The sequence below is a fragment of the Aeromonas sp. MR16 genome (genome assembly GCF_022549315.1).
In the GTDB taxonomy this organism is placed as follows: Bacteria; Pseudomonadota; Gammaproteobacteria; order Enterobacterales; family Aeromonadaceae; genus Aeromonas; species Aeromonas aquatica.
The window spans coordinates 21,620-47,140 of sequence record NZ_JAKZFK010000022.1 but is presented as its reverse complement, the minus strand read 5'-3'; the positions used below and the strand labels follow the sequence as shown (position 1 = coordinate 47,140).

The 25,521-nt window shown below is 62.2% G+C and carries 23 protein-coding genes; 10 read left to right on the top strand and 13 right to left on the bottom strand.

The features are described from left to right. Positions 1–26: 26 nt before the first annotated feature. Positions 27–2,444, top strand: coding sequence for a VolA/Pla-1 family phospholipase (locus MM194_RS15490; protein WP_241344053.1), 2,418 nt, complete (start codon positions 27–29; stop codon positions 2,442–2,444). Between the two features lie 79 nt (positions 2,445–2,523). Here MM194_RS15490 and glpG read toward each other — a convergent pair whose 3' ends face one another. After that, on the bottom strand, positions 2,524–3,357 hold the full coding sequence (glpG, locus tag MM194_RS15485) for a rhomboid family intramembrane serine protease GlpG (protein ID WP_241344062.1): 834 nt from the start codon (positions 3,355–3,357) through the stop codon (positions 2,524–2,526). Positions 3,358–3,386: 29 nt separating this feature from the next. Continuing rightward, entirely contained in the window at positions 3,387–3,710 is a 324-nt protein-coding gene (gene glpE, locus MM194_RS15480; RefSeq protein ID WP_033132521.1) for a thiosulfate sulfurtransferase GlpE, read from the bottom strand. A gap of 166 nt (positions 3,711–3,876) precedes the next feature. Here glpE and MM194_RS15475 point away from each other — a divergent pair, with 166 nt between their 5' ends. Beyond that, entirely contained in the window at positions 3,877–4,473 is a 597-nt protein-coding gene (locus MM194_RS15475; RefSeq protein ID WP_241344052.1) for a LysE family translocator, read from the top strand. Here the strand turns inward: MM194_RS15475 and MM194_RS15470 are convergent. The 6 genes from MM194_RS15470 to MM194_RS15445 form a co-directional block, all read right to left on the bottom strand. Beyond that, positions 4,439–5,290: an AraC family transcriptional regulator gene (locus MM194_RS15470; RefSeq protein ID WP_241344051.1), complete on the bottom strand. Its 852-nt coding sequence runs from the start codon at positions 5,288–5,290 to the stop codon at positions 4,439–4,441. The genes MM194_RS15475 and MM194_RS15470 overlap by 35 nt on opposite strands. Before the next feature lie 24 nt (positions 5,291–5,314). Then, positions 5,315–6,016 (bottom strand): ATP-binding cassette domain-containing protein, encoded by a 702-nt coding sequence (locus MM194_RS15465; RefSeq protein ID WP_033132523.1) that lies wholly within the window; start codon positions 6,014–6,016, stop codon positions 5,315–5,317. A 10-nt stretch (positions 6,017–6,026) separates the two neighbouring features. Beyond that, positions 6,027–6,803, bottom strand: coding sequence for a high-affinity branched-chain amino acid ABC transporter ATP-binding protein LivG (gene livG / locus MM194_RS15460; RefSeq protein WP_033132562.1), 777 nt, complete (start codon positions 6,801–6,803; stop codon positions 6,027–6,029). A 5-nt stretch (positions 6,804–6,808) separates the two neighbouring features. Next, positions 6,809–8,077: a high-affinity branched-chain amino acid ABC transporter permease LivM gene (locus MM194_RS15455; protein WP_033132524.1), complete on the bottom strand. Its 1,269-nt coding sequence runs from the start codon at positions 8,075–8,077 to the stop codon at positions 6,809–6,811. Positions 8,078–8,132: 55 nt separating this feature from the next. After that, positions 8,133–9,059: a high-affinity branched-chain amino acid ABC transporter permease LivH gene (gene livH, locus MM194_RS15450; protein WP_033132525.1), complete on the bottom strand. Its 927-nt coding sequence runs from the start codon at positions 9,057–9,059 to the stop codon at positions 8,133–8,135. A gap of 66 nt (positions 9,060–9,125) precedes the next feature. Next, positions 9,126–10,247, bottom strand: coding sequence for a branched-chain amino acid ABC transporter substrate-binding protein (locus tag MM194_RS15445; protein WP_241344050.1), 1,122 nt, complete (start codon positions 10,245–10,247; stop codon positions 9,126–9,128). 435 nt (positions 10,248–10,682) lie between these two features. Between MM194_RS15445 and MM194_RS15440 the strand changes: the two genes are divergently transcribed. Further along, on the top strand, positions 10,683–11,687 hold the full coding sequence (locus MM194_RS15440) for a substrate-binding domain-containing protein (protein WP_033132527.1): 1,005 nt from the start codon (positions 10,683–10,685) through the stop codon (positions 11,685–11,687). A gap of 80 nt (positions 11,688–11,767) precedes the next feature. Here MM194_RS15440 and norR read toward each other — a convergent pair whose 3' ends face one another. Then, the gene (norR, locus tag MM194_RS15435) at positions 11,768–13,294 is read right to left on the bottom strand and encodes a nitric oxide reductase transcriptional regulator NorR (protein ID WP_241344049.1); all 1,527 of its coding nucleotides are present in this window, start codon (positions 13,292–13,294) and stop codon (positions 11,768–11,770) included. 172 nt (positions 13,295–13,466) lie between these two features. Between norR and norV the strand changes: the two genes are divergently transcribed. The 5 genes from norV to tnaA all read left to right on the top strand — a co-directional run bounded on the left by norV (position 13,467) and on the right by tnaA (position 19,775). Beyond that, positions 13,467–14,942, top strand: coding sequence for an anaerobic nitric oxide reductase flavorubredoxin (gene norV, locus MM194_RS15430; protein ID WP_241344048.1), 1,476 nt, complete (start codon positions 13,467–13,469; stop codon positions 14,940–14,942). Further along, positions 14,939–16,105, top strand: coding sequence for an NADH:flavorubredoxin reductase NorW (gene norW, locus MM194_RS15425; protein ID WP_241344047.1), 1,167 nt, complete (start codon positions 14,939–14,941; stop codon positions 16,103–16,105). Before norV ends, norW begins: the two co-directional genes overlap by 4 nt. Before the next feature lie 50 nt (positions 16,106–16,155). Then, a complete protein-coding gene (locus MM194_RS15420) occupies positions 16,156–16,494 on the top strand; it encodes a DUF1971 domain-containing protein (RefSeq protein ID WP_241344046.1) in 339 nt (112 codons plus the stop codon). Positions 16,495–16,634: 140 nt separating this feature from the next. Then, a complete protein-coding gene (locus MM194_RS15415; RefSeq protein ID WP_241344045.1) occupies positions 16,635–17,852 on the top strand; it encodes a 4Fe-4S binding protein in 1,218 nt (405 codons plus the stop codon). A 456-nt stretch (positions 17,853–18,308) separates the two neighbouring features. Continuing rightward, positions 18,309–19,775 (top strand): tryptophanase, encoded by a 1,467-nt coding sequence (tnaA, locus tag MM194_RS15410; RefSeq protein WP_241344044.1) that lies wholly within the window; start codon positions 18,309–18,311, stop codon positions 19,773–19,775. A gap of 197 nt (positions 19,776–19,972) precedes the next feature. Here the strand turns inward: tnaA and MM194_RS15405 are convergent, their stop codons facing one another. Then, on the bottom strand, positions 19,973–20,356 hold the full coding sequence (locus MM194_RS15405) for a hypothetical protein (protein WP_033132534.1): 384 nt from the start codon (positions 20,354–20,356) through the stop codon (positions 19,973–19,975). A gap of 657 nt (positions 20,357–21,013) precedes the next feature. On the opposite strand from MM194_RS15405, the gene MM194_RS15400 reads away from it, so the two are divergent. Next, positions 21,014–22,231, top strand: coding sequence for an aromatic amino acid transporter (locus MM194_RS15400; protein ID WP_033132535.1), 1,218 nt, complete (start codon positions 21,014–21,016; stop codon positions 22,229–22,231). A 119-nt stretch (positions 22,232–22,350) separates the two neighbouring features. On the opposite strand, the gene MM194_RS15395 is transcribed toward MM194_RS15400, so the two are convergent. From MM194_RS15395 to MM194_RS15385, 3 genes are all read right to left on the bottom strand, one after another. After that, on the bottom strand, positions 22,351–22,833 hold the full coding sequence (locus MM194_RS15395) for a DM13 domain-containing protein (protein ID WP_241344043.1): 483 nt from the start codon (positions 22,831–22,833) through the stop codon (positions 22,351–22,353). 149 nt (positions 22,834–22,982) lie between these two features. Then, positions 22,983–23,873, bottom strand: coding sequence for a DMT family transporter (locus tag MM194_RS15390; protein WP_241344042.1), 891 nt, complete (start codon positions 23,871–23,873; stop codon positions 22,983–22,985). 171 nt (positions 23,874–24,044) lie between these two features. Further along, entirely contained in the window at positions 24,045–24,272 is a 228-nt protein-coding gene (locus tag MM194_RS15385; protein WP_033132538.1) for a lipoprotein, read from the bottom strand. Positions 24,273–24,857: 585 nt separating this feature from the next. Here MM194_RS15385 and MM194_RS15380 point away from each other — a divergent pair. Beyond that, positions 24,858–25,421, top strand: coding sequence for a hypothetical protein (locus MM194_RS15380; protein WP_241344041.1), 564 nt, complete (start codon positions 24,858–24,860; stop codon positions 25,419–25,421). Positions 25,422–25,521 lie beyond the last annotated feature (100 nt).

Below are 25,521 nucleotides of genomic sequence, written 5' to 3'. Positions count from 1 at the left end.
GATAACAACATAAAAGAGATAAGGATATGAAAAAAAAGCTAATTTATGCAGCGGTCCTCAGTGCGCTACTGAGCGGTTGTGGTGGCAGTGACGATAATAAAGGCGATACCTCAAGCTATCTCGATTACCTGCTGAGTGGCTCCAATGCGACCCGACCCAGCGCCCTGGCTGCTCGCGCGACCGACGGCACCCTGAAGTTCTCGACCGAAACGGCCGATCTCTCCAACCCGGTCTCCGCACTCTCCACCCTGGATGGCTGGTCCACGACCCAGGCCATCCAGATAGTGCCGGTGACCGCCTCCGGCATCACCGTCAAGGCGCCGACGGCCACCGAATTTGGTGCCTCAGTGGCCCCGCTCTATCTGCTGGAGCTGGCTTTTGACAGCGCCGCTCTGCGCCCGAGCGGCGTGAAGAAGGTGCTGGCCTACGGGGTGGACTTCGTGGTCGCCGAGTCGGCCGGCAAGCTGAACCTGGTGCCGCTCAAGCCGCTCAATCCCTCTTCCTACTACATGATCGTGGCCACGGATGCGCTCAAAGACAGCAGCGGCAATCCCCTCAAGCCGGGCAGCGACTATAGCAACTACAAGAGCAACACCGGCAGCAATGCCCAGGAACAGACCATCAACGGCCTGATCACCCTGCAAGAAGGGCTGTTCAAGGCTGCCACCGGCATCACCAGCGATCACGTGATCTTCTCCGACTGGTTTGGTACCCAGTCCGGTGCCGATGTGCTGGTGGCGGTGAAAGGGGCGGCCGCCTCTGTGTTGAAGGGCAGCCCGACCCTGGATGCCGCCGTCCTGTGGAAACAGGATGCCAAGGGCAATACCAGCCTGCCTGGTACCTACACCCTGGCGGTGACCGGCAGCAATGCCTTCCTGACCCAGCTGGATGCCGAGCAGTTCCTGCCCCAGGAGCAGAAGGATGCGATTGCTACCGCCTTTGGCGCCGGCACCCCGCTCAACGGCCTGGCGCAAGCCACCAAGGTTTACAGCGGCACGGTCAAGCTGCCTTACTTCCTCTCCTCGCCGGCCACCGCCGGTTCCTGGGACAAGGCCAGGACCCAGTCCTGGCACGGTGCCATCCCCAGCCTGTACGCCATCGCCAATGCCCTGAAAGCCTCGGACAGCGAGGTGATCGGCGGCCTGGTGGGCGCCGGGGTGGACCCGGCCCTGCTGGGGGCGCTGATCGCCGATCCTAGCCGCCAGGCCGAACTGCTGGCGGAGGCGAGCAAGCTGATTGGGGTAACCCTCACCTCCGGCGGCAAGCCGCTGGATGCCGAGATGAATATCGGCCGCTTCAACCCGCTGCCGGCACTGGAAGAGGTGCAGTCCGTACCGATGCGCGTCTTCGCCAAGGATGCGCTCAACACCATCACCGATGTGATCATCTATCAGCACGGCGTCACTTCGGTGAAGGAGAATGCCTACGCCCTGGCATTGGGTCAGATTGCGGCCGGTGCCCAGGCGGGCAAGAAAGTGGCCCTGGTGGTGATCGATCATCCGCTGCACGGTGAGCGTGGCTATGCCCTGAGCGGCAGCATGGCGACCGTGACCACCTCCGATAACCCGACCCCCTATCTGAACCTGAGCTACCTGACGGTGGCGCGGGACAACCTGAAACAGAGCGTGGCGGATCTGCTGGGCCTGCGTCTGGCGGTGGGGCTGGCCAATGCCAAGGGAGCCATCGGCGTGGCGGGCGTCAAGGTGCACTTCCTCGGTCACTCCCTGGGGGCCATCTCGGGTGCCAACCTGTTGGCAGTCGCCAACCAGTCCCTCGGCAATCCCCAGGCGGATGCCCTGTTCAAGTTCGACACCGGTGGCCTGGCCATGCCGGGTGGCGGCATAGCGCCGTTGCTGCTGAACTCGCCGACCTTCGGCCCGACCATCAAGATGGGCGTGCTGACCGGCGGCAGCCCGGAGTTGAAGACGGCTTTCACCGCCTATGCCCCGAGCTGCAAGACGGCGGTAGCGAGCTGCTTCGTCAACGAGTTCCTGCCGAGCCTGGACGCTACCGCTCAGGCGACGGCCGCCGGTACGCTGCAGAGCTACGTTTTCGCGGCCCAGTCGGTGCTGGATTCGGCTGACCCGATCAACCTGGCCCGTGGCATCAAGGCGGACTTCCCGCTGTTTGCCACCGAAATTGTCGGTGACGGCGCCCTGAGCCTGTCGGATCAGGTGATCCCGAACAGCATCGCGAGCGCGCCGCTGGGAGGCACCGAGCCACTGTTCCGGATGCTGGCACTGCAGCCGCTGACCGCAACCGGCGCGGCCAACCACCACGCGGCCCGCTTCCTGGCCGGTGGTCACAGCTCGCTGCTGGCACCGGATGACAACTTCGATCCGACCGGTGCGGTCACGACCGAGATGCAGACCCAGTTCGGCAGCTTCTTCATGAGCGGTGGCACCGCGGTCAAGGTGACCGACGCCAGCATGCTCAAGCAGTAAGCTATCTTGGTAAGCCAATAAAAACGCCGCCCCAAGGGGCGGCGTTTTCGTCTGTGGCAATCAGAGCAATAGCTGTGGATCAGGTGGGTCTGTGGTGCCGATCCAGCCAGCCTTGCAGCAGGCCCACCAGCAGACCCGTCAGATGGGCAATGTTGGCGGTGGGCGTGCCGAGCAGATCGAAGAAGCCGAGCGCCATCCAGAACAGCATGAAGCCCATCAGCGCCGGCGGCAGGCTGAGGCCGCAGGCCGGTTGCAGCTTGCTGCGTAGCCAGCAGTAGCCGAGCAGGGCATAGACCACCCCGGAGAGGCCACCAAAGCGCGGGCCGCTCGCGAAGAACTCCGCCACGTTGGGCAGGGCTGCGCCGACGATCAGCAGGATAAACAACTTGCCGCTGCCCAGACGCTGCTCGATCTGGCCCCCCAGATACCACCACCACAGCAGGTTGAACACCAGGTGCAGCACCGAGAAGTGGATGAAGGCCGGGGTAATGTAGCGCCACGCCTGCCAGTCGGTGAACTGGGCCAGGGTCGGATGGAACGCCAGCTGGTCGAAGATGGGCAGGCCGATGGCGTCGAGGGCATAGACGGCCAGACAGGCGATGATGACCACCAGGGTCAGGGGCCCCGCCTGATGGAGAAAGTCGGTGATGGGATCCGTCATTCCCTTGCTGTAGTCGATGCGGGCATCGGCCCGGCCGGACTGCCAGGAGGCTTCCATGTAGCGGGGGTGGTTCGGTTCGGCCAGGAAGCGCTTCACCTCCAGCTGGGCCTGGGCGAGGCGCCGTTCGTCCGCCAGCCAGACAGAGACGCCGAGCTCGGACTGGGTCAGCTCGCACGGGATGCCCAGGGTGGCGAGGTAGTCCACCAGCGCCTGGGCCATGCGGGCGTCGCCCAGCACCAGCAGCTGGATCATGCCGGATGAGGGGGAGTTGCCTGCCTCCGTCATGCGTCCCCCGCCTGAATGGGGAACTCCCTGCGCCAGGCCTCGAAGCCGCCATCCAGACTGTAGACGGCGTCATAGCCCTGTTGCAGCAGGTACTGGGCCGCGCCCTGGCTGCTGTTGCCGTGGTAGCACATCACGATCACCGGGGTGTCGAAGTCCACCTCGTTCATGAAACGAACCAGGCTGCCATTGGTGAGGTGAAAGGCGCCGACCGCGTGGGCCGCCTCGAACGATTGGGGATCGCGAATGTCCACGAGGCGGGCCTCACCGGCCTCCAGCTTCTGGTGGGCATCCTGGGCGTTGATATGGGCAAACTGGTCCACTGACATGTCCTGCGAATAGATGATTGAGAGCCAGTTTACCGCAAGCGGTGGCTGGTGCTAAGCCCGCAATGCGGGCTGTCATGCAGTGGGGCGGGATCGCAATTTCCTTCAATACCCGGCACCGCCCGCCAGCTAGTGTGGGGCTCCCTATCGATGAGGAGTTCCCATGGACGCGAGTCTGTTGTTATCCATGGCCGGCTTTGCCCTGGCCATGTCCATCTCCCCCGGCCCGGTCAATCTGGTCGCCCTCAGCACGGGGGCCCAGTATGGTTTCTGTGCCAGCCTGCGTCACGTGGTGGGGGCAACGCTGGGCTTTATCCTGCTGCTCCTGCTGATGGGACTGGGTCTCGGCGCCGCCCTGTCACGGTGGCCCATGGCGGCTGGCACCCTGCACTGGGGCGGCATCCTCTTCCTCTGCTACATGGCCTGGCAGCAGGCGATGGACGGGGGCCGGGTGGAGCAGGCCGACGGGAGGCCACCCGCCTTCCTGTACGGTGCCCTGATGCAGTGGCTCAACCCCAAGGCCTGGCTGGCGGCCAGCATGGGGATGGGGGCCTATGGCGGTGCCGGCGGCATGGGGCAGATAGTCTCCTTCACCGCGCTCTATCTGGTGATCTGTCTGGGCTCCATCGCCTGCTGGGCCTATGCCGGCAGCTGCCTGCAGGAGGCCTTGCTCAAGCCCCGCCGGTTGCGCTGGTTCAACCGCTCCATGGCCCTGTTGCTGATGTTCAGCGCCGCTTACCTGGGGCTGGCCGAGGGCTGAGCTGCAACCGGTATTGGCCCGGGGTGGCGGCGACCCGCCGTTTGAACTGGCGCTGGAAATGCGCCTGATCGGCGAAGCCGCTCGCCAGGGCGACCTCGGCCAGGGGGTGCCCCTGCCTGAGCAGGATGCGGGCGTGACGGATGCGTTGATCGAGCAGGTAGGCGTGGGGCGTCATGCCGTAATGGTGGCTGAAGGCGCGCACGAAATGGGAGGGACTGAGCCCGGCGACCACGCTCAGTTGTTGCAGATTGAGCGCGCTGGCACTGTCATCCTGCATCAGCTCGGCGGCCCGTTGCAGGTGCAGCGGCGGGCGATCATCCCAGCTGGCGGGGGTCAGCCTGGCCAGCAGCTGGTGCCCGAACAGCTGGCAGGCCACCTCCTTGGCCAGCGGATCCTGCCCCTGCAACAGCGCGCGGTGCAGCCGCTGCAATGCCAGATAGAGCACGGGATCCCGGCTCGCCGTCATGTCGAAGGGGCGGAATCGGGATCCCAGTCCCGCCTCTTCCTGCAGGCCGTGCAGCCAGTCGGTGTCGAGGTAGAACATCAGATAGGACCAGGGCTGGTCGGCGATGGGGTTGCAGGCGTGCACTTCTTCCGGGTTCATCAGCACCAGGTGGCCGCTGCCGACCTCCTGATTGCTGCGCTGGTTGAGGTAGTGGCTGTGGCCACCGGTGATGGCGCCGATGGAGAAGTGGGCGTGGCTGTGTTTGTCGTAGCAGACGTGGCGGCCATCCTGCACCGCCCGTGTCTCGATAAATGGCAGGGCCGGATCGCACCAGAAGTGATGGCGGTCCGGCCCAGGGTTGGTGGCGCTCATGACGGGCACGATGGCACCCTGTTGTCAGCCGCCAAGGTAGGCCTGACGCACCGCCGGGTTTGCCAGCAGGGCGGCACCCGTGTCTTGCAGCACCACCCGGCCGTTCTCCAGCACATAGCCCCTGTCCGCCAGCTTGAGCGCCTGGTTCGCGTTCTGCTCCACCAGGAAGATGGTCATGCCCTTCTCCCGCAGCTGCAATATGGTGTCGAAGATCTGCTGGATGATGATGGGCGCCAGCCCCAGGGAGGGCTCGTCCAGCAGCAGCAGGCGCGGCTTGCTCATCAGGGCGCGGCCTATGGCCAGCATCTGCTGCTCGCCACCTGACATGGTGCCGGCGCGCTGCTCGAGTCGCTCGTGCAGGCGCGGGAACATGGTGAACACCTGATCCAGCAGGGCCGGTTGCTCGGCCTTGTCGACGAAGAAAGACCCCATCAGCAGGTTCTCCTGTACCGTCAGGCGGGCGAAGATGCGGCGCCCCTCCGGGACCACGGCGATATCCTTGCGCATGATGCGGGCGGTGCTGAGGGAGCTTATCTGCTCCCCCTCGAACCAGATGCTGCCGCTGCTGGGCTTGGGTTCGCCACAGAGCGTCATCAGCAAGGTGGTCTTGCCGGCGCCATTGGCGCCGATCAGGGTGACTATCTCGCCCTCTTTGACCTCGACGCTGACATCGTGCAGCGCCTGGATCTTGCCGTAATGGGTCGATACGTTGCGAAGTTCTAACATCTTTTTGTCCTTACGACTCGCCCAGATAGGCCTTGATCACGGCCGGATTGTTGCGGATATCAATCGGCTTGCCATGGGCCAGCGGCGTGCCCTGATTGACCACGAAGATGCGATTGGAGATCTCCATCACCAGCTTCATGTCGTGCTCGATCAGCAGGACGGAGACGCCAAACTCGTCCCTCAGGCTGGTGATGAGCTCGTTGAGCTCGTCGGTCTCGTGGGGGTTGAGGCCGGCGGCCGGCTCGTCCAGCATCAGCAGCTCGGGCCTGGTCGCCATGCAGCGGGCGATCTCGAGCCGGCGCTGCTGGCCATAGGCCAGGTTGCCGGCGGCGCGGTTCGCGAGATCCTTGAGGCCGACCTTCTCCAGCCAGAAGGCGGACTGCTCCAGCCCCTCTTTCTCGGCGCGGCGGAAGGCCGGGGTCTTGAACAGACCGGCCAGAAAACCGGTATTAAGATGCCTGTGCTGGGCGACCAGCAGATTTTCCACTGCCGTCATTTCCTTGAACAGACGAACGTGCTGGAAGGTGCGCACTATGCCCTTGCGGGCGATGAGGTGGCCGGGCAGGCCCTGGATCTCCTCGCCACGATAGCGGATGGTGCCGCCAGTCGGGCGGTAGAAGCCGGTCAGGCAGTTGAAGATGGTGGTCTTGCCGGCGCCGTTGGGGCCAATGATGGAGATCACTTCCCCCTTGTCCACGTCCAGCTTGACGCCGTTGACCGCCAGCAGACCCCCGAAGCGCATCGACAGATCAGAGACATCCAGCAACTTGTTGTTTGTGTTGTTCATGTTGCTCATTTTCGTAGCTCCAGGTGAGGGCGGCTCATCGGCAGCAGGCCCTGGGGTCGCCAGATCATCATGAACACCATCAGCAGACCGAACATCAGCATGCGGTACTCGTTGAACTCACGGGCCAGCTCCGGCAGCACCGTCATCACGATGGCGGCCAGCACCACCCCGATCTGGGAGCCCATGCCCCCCAGCACCACGATCGCAAGGACGATGGCCGACTCGATGAAGACGAAGGACTCCGGGCTGATGAAGCCCTGGCGCGAGGCGAAGAAGCTGCCGGCGAAGCCCGCGAAGCAGGCCCCTATGGTGAAGGCGGTCAGCTTGATGATGGTGGGGTTGAGGCCCAGCGACTTGCAGGCGATCTCGTCTTCCCGCAGCGCTTCCCAGGCGCGGCCCAGCGGCATGCGCAGCAGGCGGTTGATGACGAACAGGGTGGCGATCACCAGCAGCAATGCCATCAGATAGACGAAGATGACCTTGTGATTGGCGTTGTAGGCGATGCCGAAGAAGTCGTGGAAGGTGCCGAAGCCCCCGTCCTTGACGGTGCGGTTGAATTCCAGGCCGCCGAGGGTCGGCTTGGGAATGCCGGAGATGCCGTTCGGGCCGCCGGTGAGGCTGGTCATGTTGTTGAGCAGGATGCGGATGATCTCGCCAAAGCCCAGGGTGACTATGGCCAGATAGTCTCCTCGCAGCCGCAACACCGGGAAGCCGAGCAGGAAGCCGAAGGTGGCCGCCGTCAGGCCGGCGATGGGCAGACACTCCCAGAAGCTCAGCCCGAAGTAGGTGTTGAGCAGGGCATAGCTGTAGGCACCGACCGCGTAGAAGCCGACGTAGCCGAGATCCAGCAGACCGGCCAGACCCACCACCACGTTCAGGCCCAGCCCCAGCATGATGTAGATCAGCGCCAGGGTGGCCAGATCGATGGCACCGCGGGAGGCCATGAAGGGCCAGCTCACCGCGAACAGCAGCACCAGCACGGCGGTGAGGTTATAGAGCTTGGGTGCCTCTTCCGGGCTGGGCAGCACCAGCTTGGTGAAGCCGACGGAGAAGCCGCTGATGGAGGCCTGGAACAGCCTGGCGATCTGGCCGCGCAGCATCTGGAACCAGAACACCAGGGCGGCGCCCCCCAGCAACCAGGCGAGAGACACATCGAGCCGGCTCACCACCAGCAGGCGGTTGCCGTCTGTCTCGAGCTTGAAGCCGAGCAGCCAGAAGGAGAGCACCAGCAGCATCAGGCTGGCGATGCAGGCATGGATAAATTGACGCTTCATGCTTTCACCTCCGGATTGTGCTGGTTAACGACGCAGGTACGGGTAGTTGGATGTGTCATACCTTCTCGACCTCCGGGCGACCCAGAATGCCGGTCGGCATGAATAACAACACCGCGATCAGCAGGGCAAAGGCCATCACGTCCTTGTACTCGGTGCTGAGATAACCGGCGGTGAGCGCCTCGACCACGCCGAGCAACAGGCCACCGATGACGGCGCCCGGGATGCTGCCGATGCCGCCCAGTACCGCGGCGGTGAAGGCCTTCAAGCCGGCCATAAAGCCGAGGTAGGGGTTGATGACGCCGTAATACATGCCGAGCAGCACGCCCGCGACGGCGGCCAGGGCGGCCCCCAGCACGAAGGTGATGGAGATGACCACGTGGGTATCTATGCCCAGCAGGTTGGCCATCTTGATGTCTTCAGAACAGGCGCGGCAGGCGCGGCCCATGCGGGAGCGGCCGATGAACTGGGTCAGCGCCAGCATGGTGATGAAGGTCACCACGAAGATGATGAGCTGCATGTAGGAGAGGCTGGCCTGGAAGCCGTCCTCGGCCCCGAAGTTCCAGCCGCCGGAGATCAGGGTGGGCATGGCGATATCGCGCGAGCCCTGGGCCATCCGCATCATGTTTTGCAGGAAGATCGACATGCCGATGGCGGAGATGAGGGGGATGAGGCGATTGCCGCCCCGCAGCGGGCGATAGGCGACCCGCTCTATGGTCCAGCCATAGCTGCCGGTGATGATGATACTGACCAGGAAGGCGCCGCCCAGCAGCAGTACCGTGCTGTCGATGCCCATCATGGCGAGCCCTGCCATCACCATGAAGGCGACATAGGAGCCGATCATGTAGACCTCGCCGTGGGCGAAGTTGATCATGCCGATGATGCCGTAGACCATGGTGTAGCCGATGGCGATTAACGCATAGGTGCTACCAATGGTTAACCCGTTCAGCAGCTGCTGAACCAGATAAAGAAGGTGTTCGGACATACTGCGTTCCCTGTACTTGCCCGCAAAGAAAGGAGGGGGTGACGCTTGTCACCCCCGACCGGCAGATTATTTGAGTTGAGTGGAGGTACCATCGGCGTGCCACTGGAACACACCGAACTCGAAGCCCTTCAGGTCACCGTTCGGTGCCCAGGTCAGGGGACCCATGACGGTGTCGATCGGTGCGGCCTTGATGGCGGCAGCCACGGCAGCCGGATCATCTTCACCCGCCTTGGCGATACCGGCCGCCAGGGTTTGTACCGCGGCATAGGTAGTCCAGACGAAGGGGCCTGAGGAGTCCTGACCCTTGGCCTTGAACGCAGCGACGATGGAGGCGTTGGCAGGCAGCAGGTCATATTTGTTCGGCAGGGTGACCAGCAGGCCTTCGGAAGCCGGGCCGCCGATGGCGGAGATGTCCTTGTTACCCACGCCTTCCGGACCCATGAACTTGGCCTTCAGACCCTTCTCGCCCGCCTGGCGCAGGATCAGACCCAGCTCCGGGTGGTAGCCGCCGTAATAGACGAAGTCCACGTTCTCTTTCTGCAGCTTGGCGATCAGGGCGGAGAAGTCCTTGTCGCCGGCGGTGATGCCTTCAAAGGCCACTACCTTGACGCCAGCCTTCTCCAGCGCAGCCTTCACGCTGGTGGCGATGCCTTCACCGTACTGCTTCTTGTCGTGGATGACGGCCACGCGCTGGGGTTTGACCTGTTCGATGATGTACTTGGCGGCGGTCGGGCCCTGGTCGCTGTCCAGACCTATGGTACGCATGGTCAGCTGATAGCCACGCTCGGTGATCTTGGGGTTGGTGGAGGCCGGGGTGATCATCAGCACGCCTTCATCTTCATAGATGTCGGAGGCGGGCAGGGTGTTGTCGGAACAGAGGTGGCCGACCACGAACTTGACGCCGTCGTTGATCACCTTGTTGGCGATGGCCACGGCTTGCTTGGGATCGCAGGCGTCGTCATAGATGACGGCTTCGATCTGCTTGCCCTTGATGCCGCCCGCCTTGTTGATCTGCTCGACCGCCATCTTGCCGCCGGTGAACTGCATGTCACCGTACTGGGCGACCGGGCCGGTCAGCGGGCCGGCGATGCCGATCTTGATGGTATCGGCCGCGTTGGCCATGGAAACCGATCCAAACAGAGCCAAAGAAACCGCTGCTCTGATTGCCAATTTGCTCAAGTTATGCATTGATTCGTCCCTTAATCAGTGAAATGTTTCGTTTTTTGCGCATCATTCCGAGCCTGTATCCCGTCAGCCCGGTAATAGACAAGGTTCTATCATCCCTCGCCCTGCCATGACAAGATGTTAAAGATACTAACCGGGGAGGGGGTGGTAGTGATTTTTCAGAACTAATGCGCTGTTGGTTGTCTGTTTTTGGAGTTTAATATCGCCATGATGGCGTAACATACATATAACAAATTGTCATGGTGACAATTGTCAGAGTAAAAAGCTGGCGATATTTCGCTCTGCGCCTGCTCTCATTTTGACCAAAATTCGTTTGCGCAAATAGAAATGTCCGCCTAGATTAGCCAGCATTGACAATTCGCTGGCAGCTCCCGTTAAAACCAAGCCTTTATTCGGGAAATCTGCTACTGTTCCGCTTTTGATCTTCAGGAGACAGAGATGGCCACTATCAAGGATGTCGCTTCCCGTGCAGGCGTATCCATCTCCACCGTCTCACATGTACTCAATCACACCCGTCGGGTCAGCGAAGATGCGACTCAAAAAGTGCTTGAGGCGGTGGCAGAACTCAACTACGCGCCGAACTCGGTGGCGCGCAGCCTCAAGATAAATTCGACCAAGACCATCGGCATGCTGGTGACCACCAGTGCCAACCCCTTCTTCGCGGAAGTGGTGCAGGGGGTGGAAGCCTACTGCTTCGAGCAGGGCTACAGCCTGATCCTGTGCAACACCGAAAACCAGCCGCCCCGTCAGCAGCACTATCTGCGCATGCTGATGGAGAAGCGGGTGGATGGCCTGCTGGTGCTGGGAACCGACATCGACACCCCGCTGCGCGACATGCTGCGCATTCACAAGAACGTGCCACAGGTGGTGCTGGACTGGGGCACCGAGTGCGATTTCGCCAACGTGATCAACGACAACGCCCGCATAGGCGCGCGTCTGGCGGTGCGCCATCTGCTGGAGCAGGGCCATAAAGAGATCGTCTGCATCACTGGCCAGCTCTCCAAACCGACCACCCAGCAGCGGCTGGACGGGGTGCGCGATGCCCTGGGCGAGCACGGCTTGACCCTGAAAGAGGAACAGATCTTCGAGGGTGACTACGAGAGCCAGAGCGGCTTCGATGCCATGCAGCGCATCCTGGCCCTCAAGCCGCGGCCGACCGCGGTGTTTGCCTTCGACGATCCCATGGCCATAGGTGCCATCTGCGCCGCCTGGGAAGCCGGGGTCAAGGTGCCTGACGACATCTCCATGATTGGCTATGACGATATCGAGATGGCGCGCTTCTCCAGCCCGCCGCTCACCACCATTCGCCATCCCAAGGCCGAGCTGGGCCTGCTGGCGGTGCAGCATCTGGTGAGCCGGATCCGCAACAAGGCCCTGGAAGTCGAGTCCATGACGGTCCAGCCTGAGCTTATCGTCCGTCGCTCGGTCAAGTCCCTGCGCTGACCCTCCAGCAGCATCCGATGCAACGAAAAACCCCCTCCGTCAGGAGGGGGTTTTTGTTTATGGGCGCCGCGCGCCTTGTCTCAGTCTTTGAGGCCGAGCCGCCTCGCGAGGCGGTGCAGGTTGCCGCTGTCGAGCTCCAGGGCGCGGGCGGTGGCGGCCCAGTTGCCGCCATGGGCCGTCAGGGCCTGCTCTATCAGGGCGAGCTGGAAGGCATCGGTGGCGGCGCGCAGCCCGAGCCCGCCGGGCAAGGGGGCAACCGGCGCCACGCTGGGGCTGGTGGACGGGGGCAGGGGGCCGGCCGCCAGATTGAAGTGGTGACTGGCGAGGGTCGGCGTCTGGCTGCTCTGCTCGGCCCGGGCCAGCACGGCGGCGCGGTGGATGGCGTGCTCCAGCTCCCGCACGTTGCCAGGCCAGTCGTGGCGGCCGAGCAGCTGCAGCGCCTGGGGCTGGATGCGCAGCCGCTCCAGTCCCAGGCTGACCCGGCAGCGTTCGCAAAAATAACCGGCCAGCAGGGGAATGTCGCCGGGGCGTTCGCGCAGCGCCGGGGCGTGGATCGGGAAGACGCTCAGCCGGTGATAGAGATCGGCCCGGAACTGCCCCTCCACCACCGCCTGCTTCAGATCCCGGTTGGTGGCGGCCAGGATACGCACGTTCACCTTGAGCGGGGTGTCGTCACCGATCCGCTGCAAGTCGCCGTATTGCAGCACCCGCAGCAGCTTGGCCTGCAGCGGCAGGGAGAGCTCGCCTATCTCGTCGAGAAAGAGGGTGCCCCGATCGGCCAGCTCGAACTTGCCCGCCCTGTGGTGGATGGCGCCGGTGAAGGCTCCCTTCACATGGCCGAACAGCTCGCTCTCCGCCACCGACTCCGGCAGGGCGGCGCAGTTGAGGTAGACCAGGGGCGCCTTGGCGCGCAGGGAGCCCTGATGCACCGCCTTGGCGATCAGCTCCTTGCCGACCCCCGTCTCCCCCAGGATCAGCACGTTCAGCTCCGAGTTCGCCACCACATCGATCTCGTGGCGCAGCCGGGCCATGGCGGGGGAGTGGCCTATCATCTCCGGCTGGCCAGGGCCGGTCCGGGCGCCGGAGGCCAGCGGCTCGCTGCTCTGGCGGGCGAGCCGCTCCAGCAGCAGGGCGTTGCTGAGGGCGGCGGCGGCCAGGGCTCCCACCAGGCGCAACTCCTCGTCGCTGATGCCGTCGAACTGGGCCGGGTTCATGCCGTCTATGGTCAGGGCGCCGATCAGCGCCTGATCCGCGAACAGCGGCAGGCCGACGCAGGCGTGCACCCTGAAGTCGCCGTGATCCGGGAGCAGGCCGTCATAGGGGTCGGGCAGCTGGCTGTCGGCGGGGAAGCGCACCACGTCGCCGGCACGGGCGATAGCCTCCATGCGCGGGTGGTCCTTGAGGGCGAAGCGGCGGCCCAGCACGTCCTGCGTCAGGCCATCGATGGCCAGCGGGATGAACTGGCCACCCTCGTAGCGCAGCAGGGCCGAGGCATCGGAGTGCAGCAGGCTGCGCACGCTCTGGATCAGGCGGTGGAATCTGTCCTGATGGGAGATGCCGAGTTGCAGATCGAGGGCGATGCGCGCCAGGCTGTCGGTCGAGATCACTAGGTATTGTCCAAATGACAGTGGTGTTGTGGTTATGACTATATTTGCTGACTGTCTTAATGACAATGGCTGATATTAGTAGCTATTAAAAACAACAGCTTATGAGTTGGCACGTCAACTGCAATAGCGAGTTCAGTCGAACATTCGCTATGGCATTCTGAGGAACCACCGCATGAGCATTCACGTCAAAAACAACATCCACTGGGTCGGCCAACGGGACTGGGAGGTACGCGACTTCCACGGCACCGAGTACAAGACCCACAAGGGCACCAGCTACAACAGCTACCTCATCCGCGAAGGGAAGAACGTGCTGATCGACACGGTGGATCACAAGTTCAGCCGCGAGTTCGTGCAGAACCTGGCGGCGGAGATCGATCTCGCTTCCATCGATTATGTGGTGATCAACCACGCCGAGGAGGATCACGCCGGCGCCCTGACCGAGCTGATGGCCCGCATCCCGGGCACCCCCATCTACTGCACCCACAACGCCATCGACTCCATCACCGGCCACCATCATCACCCGGAGTGGAACTTCCAGCCGGTCAAGACGGGGGACAGCCTGGACATAGGCAACGGCAAGCAGCTGGTGTTTATCGAGACCCCCATGCTGCACTGGCCCGACAGCATGATGACCTACATGACGGAGGACGCCGTGCTGTTCTCCAACGACGCCTTCGGCCAGCACTACTGCGACGAGCACCTGTTCAACGACGAGGTGGATCAGACCGAGCTGATGGAGCAGTGCCAGCGCTACTACGCCAACATCCTCACCCCCTTCAGCCCGCTGGTGACCGCCAAGATCAAGGAGGTGCTGGGCTTCAACCTGCCGGTGAGCATGGTGGCCACCTCCCACGGCATCGTCTGGCGCGAGGATCCCACCCAGATCATCCTCAAATACCTGGAGTGGGCGGATCACTACCAGGAGGATCGCATCACCCTGTTCTACGACTCCATGTCCAACAATACCCGCATGATGGCCGACGCCATCGCCCAGGGCATCCACGAGGTGGACCCAGGCGTGGCGGTGAAGATCTACAACGTGGCGCGCCACGACAAGAACGAGATCCTGACCCAGGTGTTCCGCTCCAAGGGGATACTGGTGGGCTCCTCCACCATGAACAACGTCATGATGCCCAAGGTGGCGGGCATGCTGGAGGAGATCACCGGCCTGCGCTTCAGAAACAAGCGCGCCGCGGCTTTTGGCAGCTACGGCTGGACCGGCGGTGCCGTGGACCGGATCCAGACCCGGCTGATGGACGCGGGCTTCGACATCAGCCTCTCCCTCAAGACCAAGTGGCGGCCGGATGGCTCGGCGCTGGCCGAGTGCCGCGAGCATGGCCGCCAACTCGCCCGCCAGTGGGCGCTGCACCCGCCCCGTCCGATCACCACAACTCAGGCTGCCGTGACGCCAGCCCCCGTGATGGTTCCGACCCCTCAAGCCGCCGCCCCGGCCGCCAGCACGCTGGATGATGACCAGAGCATGCTCTGCGTGGTCTGCCAGTGGGTCTATGACCCGGCCCAGGGCGAGCCGGATCAGCTGGTGGCGCCGGGCACCCCCTGGGCCCAGGTGCCGGACAGCTTCCTCTGCCCGGGCTGCGGCATCGGCAAGGAGGTGTTCGAACCCTGCGCGCTGGAGGCCTGCGTATGAATGCAGCAACCCTGAATGACGCTGGCACCAGCCGGGAGATTGTGGTGATCGGTAGCGGCTTCGCCGCCCAGCAGCTGGTCAAGAGCCTACGCAAGCTGGACGGCGAGCGGCCCATCCGCCTCATCACCGCCGACAGCGGCGACGAGTACAACAAGCCGGACCTGAGCCACGTGGTGAGCCGGGGCTGCAGCGCCGCGGCCATGACCCGGCTGAGCGGCGCCGCCTTCGCCGAGCAGCAGCGCATCACGCTGCTGCCCCACTGCCCGGTGCTCGGCATAGATCCCGTCCGGCGGCTGGTGCTGACCGGCCAGGGGGAGTTCCCCTACGGCCAGCTGGTGCTGGCCACCGGCGCCAGCGCGGCGCGGCCCGATATGGCGGGAAGCGAATTCCTTGTCACCCTCAACAGCCAGCAGGAGTATGCCGCCGCCGAGGCATCGATCCGTCAGGCTCGCCGCATCCTGGTGCTGGGGGCGGGGCTGATTGGTTGCGAGCTGGCGATGGATATGGCGAGCGATGGTCGCGAGGTCACCCTGCTGGACTTGGCCGAGAGCCCGCTGAGCAGCCTGTTGCCGGCGGCCCTGAGCCAGCCGTTGCTGCAGGCACTGCGCGAGCAGGGAGTGAAGCTGCAACTGGGACAGGGCATTGCCAGAGTGGACGCCCAGCCCGGCGATGGCTGGCGAGTGACCCTGAGCGACGGCCGCACCTGCGAGCAGGATCTGGTGATCGCCGCGATCGGCCTGCGGCCGAATCTGCCCCTGGCCCAGAGGGCCGGGCTGGCGGTGGGGCGCGGCATACTGATCGACGATCTGCTGCGCACCAGCGATCCCCATATCTTCGCGCTGGGGGATTGCGCCGAGTGGCAGGGGCAGCTGCTTCCCTTCCTACAGCCCATAGTGCTGGGGGCCAGTGCCCTGGCCAGGACCCTGCTCGGCACCCCGACCCCGCTGACCCTGCCGCCCATGCTGGTGAAGGTGAAGACGCCGCGCTATCCGCTGCAACTGGCGGGCCGCACCCAGGGCGAGGATCTCGCCTGGCAGTGCCACTGGAACCAGCACGGCATGGTGGCCGAGGCGCGCGGTGCAGATGGCGAACTGTGCGGCTTCGTGGTGGGAGGCGACAAGATGAGCGCCGCCTTCCCGCTGCTGCGCCAGCTGCCCCGCTGATCCGTCAACTATTCAAGGCCGGGCAGACCGGCCATTCGAGGAGAATTACCATGTCCATGCAGCTTATTCCTACCCACTGGGTCGCTCGTCGCTCCACCCCCTTCTTCACCCGCGCCAACGTGCCGCCGGCCCTGCTCAGCCATCACAACACCGCGGCCGGGGTGTTCGGCCAGCTCTGCGTGATGGAGGGCACCGTCACCTATCACGGCTTCGCCGACGAGCGGGCCGAACAGCCTGAGATCAGCCTGGTGATCCACGCCGGCCAGTTCGCCACCAGCCCGCCTCAGTACTGGCACAGGGTCGAGCTGTCCGAGGATGCCCGCTTCAACATCCACTTCTGGGCCGAGCAGGGTTCGTCGGATCAGCCCCTGTTCAACAGCCGAAAATAATAAGGTTCAACAGCCGCAAGGGGGGAGTCACCGGGGATGGATCGGTGCGAATGACCCCCATTGCCCATGCAGATCAAATTAATCAACTCAGATGTTGGTTACCCTGAGCCCCTGATCCGGATGAGCGCAGTGAGGGAAGCATGAGTGTGATCGAAGCCGTGACTATGGCCGCTGGCCTGGTCTATCTGGTCCTGCTGTTGTGGCAGGGGCGATCCGGTTGGTCATGGACTCTCTCCCTCGTGCTGGCCGGCGCCGCCTGGCTGGTGGCAGCGGACTCGGTGCTCTGGCTCGCGCTGGGGTTGGTGGTCGGCAGCCTCGGCTTGCTGCACCGCATCTGGCCCTTGCCCGTGCTGGCCGAGATCAGCAGCCAGCCGCTGCGGGCCTGGACCCGCCACCTGTTGCTGCTCTGCTGGGGGCTGGTGACTGTGCAGTACGGCGTCCATATCTGGCAGCTGGGGCAGGGGATCCCCCCCTGGCTGGTGCGTCCGGACGTGGTGGACGGCTTCCTGCCCATCGCCGGCGGGCTCGGGTTGCGGGCCTGGCTCGGGCAGGGCATCGCGGATCCGCACCATCCGGCGGCCACCATCACGGTGCTGGTGCTCAGCCTGTCGGCCCTGCTGCTGGGGCGGGCGTTCTGCGCCTGGTTCTGCCCGCTCGGGCTGGTGGGTGAGTGGCTGCACCGACTGCGTACTCGCCTGTTGCCGGGGGAGTGGGTGCCGCCCCGCTGGCTGGATTGGCTGCTGCGGGCCCAGAAGTTTCTGGTGCTCGGTTTCCTGCTCTTCATCATATTGCTGGCGGTGCCCGCCGCCGCCCTGCCCGGCTATCTCGCCAGCCCCTACCATCAGGCGGCGGACATGAAGATGGGGGCCTTCTTCTTCAACCTGACCCTCATCTCCGGCCTCTGCCTCTGCTGGGTGCTGCTGCTCACCGTCGCCTTCCGGCAGGGATTCTGTCGCTACCTCTGCCCCTACGGCGCCTGGCTCTCTTTACTCGGCCTGCTGACACCTCTGCGCATTCGCCGCGACCCGGACCGCTGCCTGCGAAGTGCTGGCCATGACTGCGACAGGTGCAGCCGGGCCTGCCCGTCCCGCATCCAGGTGCACCAGCTGATCGCGGTGCACAGCCTCGAGTGCAGCAGCTGCATGAGCTGCGTCGCCGCCTGCCCCAAAAGCGCCGATGCACTGTACTTGGGCAGCAGGGCACGCAGGCTGGAGCCCCAGTGGCTGCTGGGCCTGCTCTGCCTGTTGCTGCTGGTGCTGCCACTGCTCTCATACGGCTTGCTGGATATCTGGGTCAGCCAGACGCCGCTCGCCGACCGATACGAGTTGCTGCAACGGCTGCCCTGGCTGAACCATTGAGGCTGCGCAGGGAAGGCGCGATGGTTAAATGGCGTTAACGGGGGAGTGAGCCATATATTGCTCTCCCGATAAAACTGTTAGCGCCATCCCAAATATCTGATCTCGTAATTGATAATGAAGGGCTGCCATCCATAATAGGGTGCGTTAATGCTGCGTTATTCATTTCAACCAGATGAGCAACAACATGGCTACCCTGATCGCTTCACCCAAGTGGTTTACCCTGGATCACAAGATCGCCTTCTTCTTCCCGCTGTAATTCCCGCGGCCGCTTGGCTATTGCTGACAATAATCCAAGCCTGCCCGAATCCCTGAACCGAAATAATCTGCACCCTCGCTCGCCATATTGATTGGCGGGGCGCCGGCGTGCACCCGATCTCATAGCGTTATTTCCGCCAACTATTAATTAAGGCGGGAGATGAGACTCATCCTGAATATTTAAAGTTGGGTGTTTATATTATGGAAAACTTCAAGCATCTTCCCGAGCCGTTCCGTATTCGTGTCATCGAGCCGGTCAAGCGCACCACCCGTGCCTACCGGGACGAGGCCATAGTCCGGGCAGGTATGAACCCCTTCCTGCTGGACAGCGAGGATGTCTTCATCGACTTGCTGACCGACAGCGGCACCGGCGCCATCACCCAGAACATGCAGGCCGCCATGCTGCGCGGTGACGAGGCCTACAGCGGCAGCCGCAGCTACTACGCCCTGCAGCAGGCGGTGCAGGAGATCTTCGGCTATTCCCTCACCATCCCCACCCACCAGGGGCGCGGCGCCGAGCAGATCTACATCCCCGTGCTGATCAAGAAGCGGGAGCAGGAGAAGGGGCTGGATCGCAAGAAGATGGTGGCGCTGTCCAACTACTTCTTCGACACCACCCAGGGTCACACCCAGATCAACTGCTGCGTCGCCAAGAACGTCTACACCAAGGAGGCGTTCGACACCTCGGTCACCGCCGACTTCAAGGGCAACTTCGATCTGGTCAAGCTGGAGGAGGCCATCCTGGAGGCGGGCCCAGCCAACGTGCCCTACATCGTCAGCACCATCACCTGCAACTCCGCCGGCGGCCAGCCGGTCTCCATCGCCAACCTGAAGGCGGTCTATGCCATCGCCCGCAAATACGACATTCCGGTGATCATGGATTCGGCCCGCTTCGCGGAGAACGCCTACTTCATCCAGCAGCGCGAGCCCGGCTACGCGGACTGGAGCATAGAGGCGATCACCATGGAGTCCTACCAGTACGCGGACGGCCTTGCCATGTCAGCCAAGAAGGATGCCATGGTGCAGATGGGGGGCCTGCTCTGCTTCAAGGACGACAGCATGCTGGACGTCTACACCGAGTGCCGCACCCTGTGCGTGGTGCAGGAGGGCTTCCCGACCTACGGCGGCCTGGAAGGGGGGGCCATGGAGCGGCTCGCGGTCGGCCTGCGCGACGGCATGCGCCAGGACTGGCTGGCCTACCGCATCGGTCAGGTGCAGTACCTGGTGAATGGCCTCGAGGCGATCGGCGTGGTGTGCCAGCAGGCGGGAGGCCACGCGGCCTTCGTGGACGCAGGCAAGCTGCTGCCCCATATCCCGGCGGATCAGTTCCCGGCCCACGCCCTGGCGTGCGAGCTGTACAAGGTGGCGGGCATCCGGGCGGTGGAGATCGGTTCCCTGCTGCTGGGGCGGGATCCCGCTACCGGCAAGCAGCATCCCTGCCCGGCGGAGCTGCTGCGCCTCACCATACCGCGCGCGACTTATACCCAAACCCACATGGACTTCGTCATCGAGGCCTTCGGCGAGGTGAAGAAGAACGCCAGGAACGTGAAGGGGCTCGACTTTATTTATGAGCCGGCGGTGCTGCGCCACTTTACCGCCAGGCTGAAAGAGGTGGAGCAGGGCGTTCAGACGAGCGGCAAGAAACAAGAGAAACTGGTAGAGGCATGATCAGTCGGGGGCTGGGATTGTTCTGTGCCCTGTTGCTCACCAGGTTGCGAATGATGTGATTGAGAGTGGCGGCAGTGATTTATTTCGCCAGAGATAAATATTTCGTGCTCTTCTGCTGCTAAATGGCAGCCCCGAATAAGGGGTCGGATACCCGGCAGATCTCATCGTAAAAAACGGCGCCCTCGGGCGCCGTTTTCTTATGGCTGCGTTAGGGGTTGGCGCCGCATAAACAGGGCCAGCATGATCCCCATGGCGATCAGCACCGCCAGGGAGGAGAGGGCGAGCAGGGGATCGAGCCGCTCCGCTGGCAACAGCCGGCCATAGAGCAGGTAGAGCCCGACCGACATCACCAGCGCCCCCAGCTGGTGCAGGTAGAACTGGATGCACGCCAGCCGCCCGCTTGGGTTGCCGAGCCACAATCGGTGGCAGAGCGCATAGATAAACGAGACCACGAAACCGACCAGCATGATGTGGGCATGGGTCACGAACTGGCTGTGATCCTTGCTGGCGGCCATATAGATGCCGAGCACCATGCCGAGCAGGGCATAGCAGAGGGCACTGATGACGAACTTCCTGTCCATGGGGTGGCTCCTTGCCGTGAAAACCGGCTTGAGTATAGTGCCGCACCTCCCGCAGACGGGGCCGTTCGCCAGAGATAGCGCCATGGGCAATGACACCAACATTTGATACCCGGGGGTGAGCAGGGTAAAGTCACACCCCCAAAATGGCGGCCTTGCTGCCATGTTGGGATCGGTAGCTAGCCTCAGCCACGTCTTGCCTCGCTGACGTAGCAGCAAGCGGCCAGGGCGCCGATAGCACAGCTTCTGCCGCCGACGCAGCAGCAAGCGGCTGGGCGCCGATAGCACAGCTTCTGCCGCCGATGCAGCAGCAAGCGGCTGGGCGCCGATAGCACAGCTTCTGCCGCCGATGCAGCAGCAAGCGGCTGGGCGCCGATAGCACAGCTTCTGCCGCCGATGCAGCAGCAAGCGGCTGGGCACCGATAGCACAGCTTCTGCCGCCGACGCAGCAGCAAGCGGCTGGGCACCGATAGCACAGCTTCTGCCGCCGATGCAGCAGCAAGCGGCTGGGCACCGATAGCACAGCTTCTGCCGCCGACGCAGCAGCAAGCGGCTGGGCACCGATAGTACAGATGAGCGCGATCTTACGATGACAACCGGCGTAGCAGATGCAACGGTCCGCGGTCGCGACCAGATCAACAATCGTCTTTGGGGAAGTAAATGGAACATAAACCATCGTTGGTGGGCGGGGCATGCATCATTGCCGGCGTCTGCGTGGGAGCTGGCATGCTGGGGCTGCCGAGTGCGGGGGCGGGTGCCTGGTCCCTCTGGTCCATGCTCGCGGTGGCGCTGACCATGGTGGTGATGACCGTCTCCGGCTGGATGCTGCTGGAGTCCTATCGGGGCTACCCATTGCGCGTCTCCTTCGATACCGTGACCCGGGATCTGCTGGGGAACAAGGTCAACGCCCTCAACAACTTAAGCGTCTATTTCGTCGGCGGCATCCTGCTCTACGCCTACATCACCTCGGCGGGCCTCATCATAGAGGGGATGACCGGGCTCGGCAGCCAGTGGGCCTCGGTGCTCTTCACCCTGGGCTTCTCCTTCGTGGTGTGGCACTCCACCCGGGCGGTGGACCGCATCTCTATCCTGCTGGTGATCCTGATGGGGCTGAGCTTCGCCTTCGGCATCTCGGGCATGTCCATGAACATCCGCCTGGATCTGCTGCTCGACAGGGTCGGTGCCGAGCACAGCTACGCCCCCTATGCCCTGGTGATGCTGCCGGTGGCGCTCACCTCCTTCGGTTATCACCATTCGGTGTCATCCATGCGCGCCTACTACGGCGAGGAGCGCCGCGCCAGTCGCGCCATCCTGGGCGGCACCGTGATCGCGCTCGCCTTCTACCTCATCTGGCTGGCCAGCGTGTTCGGCAACCTGCCGCGCAGCGCCTTCGGCCCGGTGATCGAGCAGGGTGGCAACGTGGATGCCCTGCTCACCGCGCTGGGCTCGGTGATCGAATCCGAGGCGGTGGCGAATGCCCTCAACGCCTTCTCCATGGCGGCCATCCTCTCCTCCTTTATCGGGGTGGGGCTCGGGGTGTTCGACTACCTGGCGGATCTGTTCAAATTCGACAACGACCGCAGCGGCCGCACCAAGTCCTGGGCCCTGACCTTCCTGCCGCCGCTGCTGCTCTCCCTGCTGTTCCCGTTCGGCTTCCTGGTCGCCATCGGCTATGCCGGCGCCGTGGCCACCCTCTGGACCTGCATCATTCCGCCCCTGCTGGCCTGGAAGGTGCGTTCGGCCCAGGGTGACAAGGGCGAAGGCTTCCGCGCCCCGGGCGGGGTGCTGATGATCGCCCTGGTGATCCTGTTCGGGGTGCTGACCGCCGTCTTCCACCTGCTCAACATGGTGGGTTGGTTGCCCGCCTATACCGGCTGAAGAAGATGATTTTCAGCCTCTGTATCGAGTCGGGGAAATAGCAAAACGGCGCCTGCGGGCGCCGTTTTTGTTGGTTTTAATGCTTTATGCTGCCCTGGTCACGCCGCTAGTCAGCATGATCAGTTTTTTTGATACTGGGCAGCGGTAATGAATTGTCCGAACGTCTCGCACCAGATGATCACGCTGTTGTAGTCAGATGGATCCATATTGGTCGGCAGCGGCACGATAAAGTTGTCGAAGGTCTTCACCGGCCCGATATGTACCATCTGCGGCTTCAGGCGGGCGAAGTCCGCCTCCGTCTCCACGAAGGTCGGCGACAGATAGAGCTGATAGTCGGGCCCAGGCGCCAGCTGGCCCATCAGGCCGATGGCGTCAGGCCCTATGCTCACCCGCCCCTCACCCCAATGCAGCCGATCGCTGTCTTTCAAGTCCCGCTTGAAGGTGCCTTGATAGGTCGCCTGCGCCTGGCTGGCCGCCACCTGCTCGCCACTCGGGGCGGGTGGCGCTATCAGGATCGGCAGCAGATAGATGCCGGCGGCAAAGCCAATCCCCCCGACCAGTAGATGGGTGGCCAGCAGCAGGGCCAGGGTCTTGCGGTGCATAACGTCTCGCTCGTCTATCACATGAATGGCCATACCCTAACAGCGGCCATCGCCGATGCCCATCCCCGACATGGCGCAGCCTCTGCAAGGGGCGGCGTCGCGATAGCTTGGCATCGATTCGATGATGCTGCGCCAATCGAACCTAGGGGCTAATCGGTGCCGCGCCCCTTCGCCGGCAGCCGTGCGCCGCTGCGCAGCAGGGGCAGCTGATAGAGCACCAGGGCCCCGAGCACCAGCCCGGCACCGGCCAGCTTGGCGCCGCCGAGGGCCTCCCCATAGCAGAGGGTGCTGAGCATCAGGGTCCAGACGGGTTCGAGCAGCATCAACAGGGCCGCGTGGGTGGTGGTCATCTTGCTCAGGGCCAGGGTCAGCAGCAGGTAGCGCAAGGTGGTGGCGAGCAGCACGCTGGCGGCGAACCAGCCCCAGGTGCTGGTGCTGACCAGGGGTGGCCAGCTCTCGGTCAGCAGGGACAGCGTGGTACCGATCAGGCCCGTCATGGCCAGCTGGATGCAGGTGAGCCAGCGCGGCGGGATCGACTGGGCGAAGTGGCGATGGACCGCGAGCTGGGTGCCGAGCGCCATGGCGGCGGCCAGGAACCAGAGCAGGGAGCGGGAGACGCCCCAGTCGGTGCCGCTCGAGAGCAGCAGCAGACCTGCCACGGCCAGGGGAAGTGTGGTCCAGTAGTGGCGGCCGGGGCGGGTCTTGAAGCCGGCCCAGGCGGCCAGTGGCGCCATCAGGGTGGCGACGCTCATGATAAAGGCGCCGCTGCCGAGGGCGTCGCTCTGGCTGATGGCGGTCACCCAGAGCAGCAGGTTGAGGCCGAGCAAGGAGCCGCAACCCAGGGCACGCAGCAGCTGGGCGCGGCTGGGCCTGGGTTCGTACAAGATGGCAAGGGGCAACAGGATCAGGGCCGCCAGCAGGAAGCGACTGCCGATAAAGGCGGCGGGGGGCAGTTCGCGGATCGCCTCCTTGGAGAAGAACCAGCCGGCAGCCGCCAACAGGGTGGTGCAGATCATCAACAACAGGGGCGTACGGTTCATGGGGTCGCCGTCGGGTCAAAGAGGCTGGAACGAGTGAGGGATTGTACACGGAAAAGGCGGGTATACAGATTTGGCTGGCAGTGGTCACCCTCAAGCCTGATGGAAAAAAGCCCCGATGATGGTCATCATGGGGGCTTCTTATTGCGACAAGACGGTGATCGCGGCAGCGGATTACTCGATGGCGGTCAGGCGGAAGCCTTTGCCTTGCATGCACAGGTTGATCAACTCTTCCTGCTCCTCATCCTCGATCTTGTTGAGCTTCACCTGATATTGGCATTCGGACAGGGCATCCGTTCTCTGGGCCTCGGAGGCGCCCTCTTTCATATATTCACTGTCGGGAGTCGAAGAGCAGGCGCTCAGTACGAGCATGGTGCCAAGCACGACAAGGTGACGCTTCATACAGATGTCCTTTAACGTGATACAGATTGCAGATATGGCCAATATGTTTATTTATTGTGTCAGCTTTGATATTAATGTTTCTTGTCAAATAAAAATCGCCAACTGAATAGCGGTATTATCTGTTTTTTTGAGATGTATCACCCTTTTGAATTGAACGATAGTGCTGACTAGGCACTATTATCCTCGCTGGAATGATACATACGGCACTATTATATCAATGTATGGGTTTTTGATATTGACTGGAGCTGAATGAGAGGGCGGAAAAACCATCGTTTCTTGCTAACGGCTCAGTAGCCACAGGGTGTCATAATGCCAATAAAAGCCAATGGGGTCGCAGCTCGGCATGCTCCCTTGGTATGAGATTCGATTCTAATGTCTCGAATATCCGATTAGGCCTCACGAATCAAACCTCAAGTTTTTCTGCCTATTCTCAGCGGTTTCCGTCTTCCTTAATATTATGGCAAATAGATATTTTAAAAGTTGCAATGATGTTTTTTAACGTAAATTATGATGTTGATATAGATCTCTTGATAACCATGCGGTATTTTCATAATGATTTTTATAAATTAAAAGGATGAGAGGACTATGGGGGCGAGTTGGCAAGATGTTGCTTTGGAGTCGGTTAAAATATTAGGCCCTGCTATAATTACTGCATTAGCAGCCTACTTTACAGCAAAATTTCAATTTAAAATAAAGGTAAAGGAGATTGTTGAAAGTAATAAGTTTAGAGCCCATGAGCGAATATTTGATTTTCATAAATCCAAGTATGATTTATTTGATAAGGCAATATTGAATATCAATGAGGGTTTTGGTTTCTTCGCAGGTTTATCCTTGTCAGAACAAAATGAACAAGGTGAAATAAAAAGGTTTGTTGCTAAATATTTAAGTGTGTATATAGAAACAGCTCCGCTTGATTTAAAGCAACTTATAGATGAGTTTTCCCACGTCTCTGAGTTACACACATTAGAATTTGAAAGATTAAAAAGGCAGTTTCTAATAGCTAAAGAAATATCAACACCTACGAATCAAGAAGAGATCAATGATGTTATTGTAAAATTGTTGGTTATTTATGGGGTTGCTAATTATTGCGGTAAAATATTGACTGAGATGCAAGCGGTTAGTATTTTTGATAAATACATAGAAAGATGATTTTTTGTAGTGCTAGTTCGTAGTTCTAAAATTAAGGAAATCTGGTTTACATATTATTATTGGATTGGTATAGGCGGACATAAAACCATGATTATTTAAA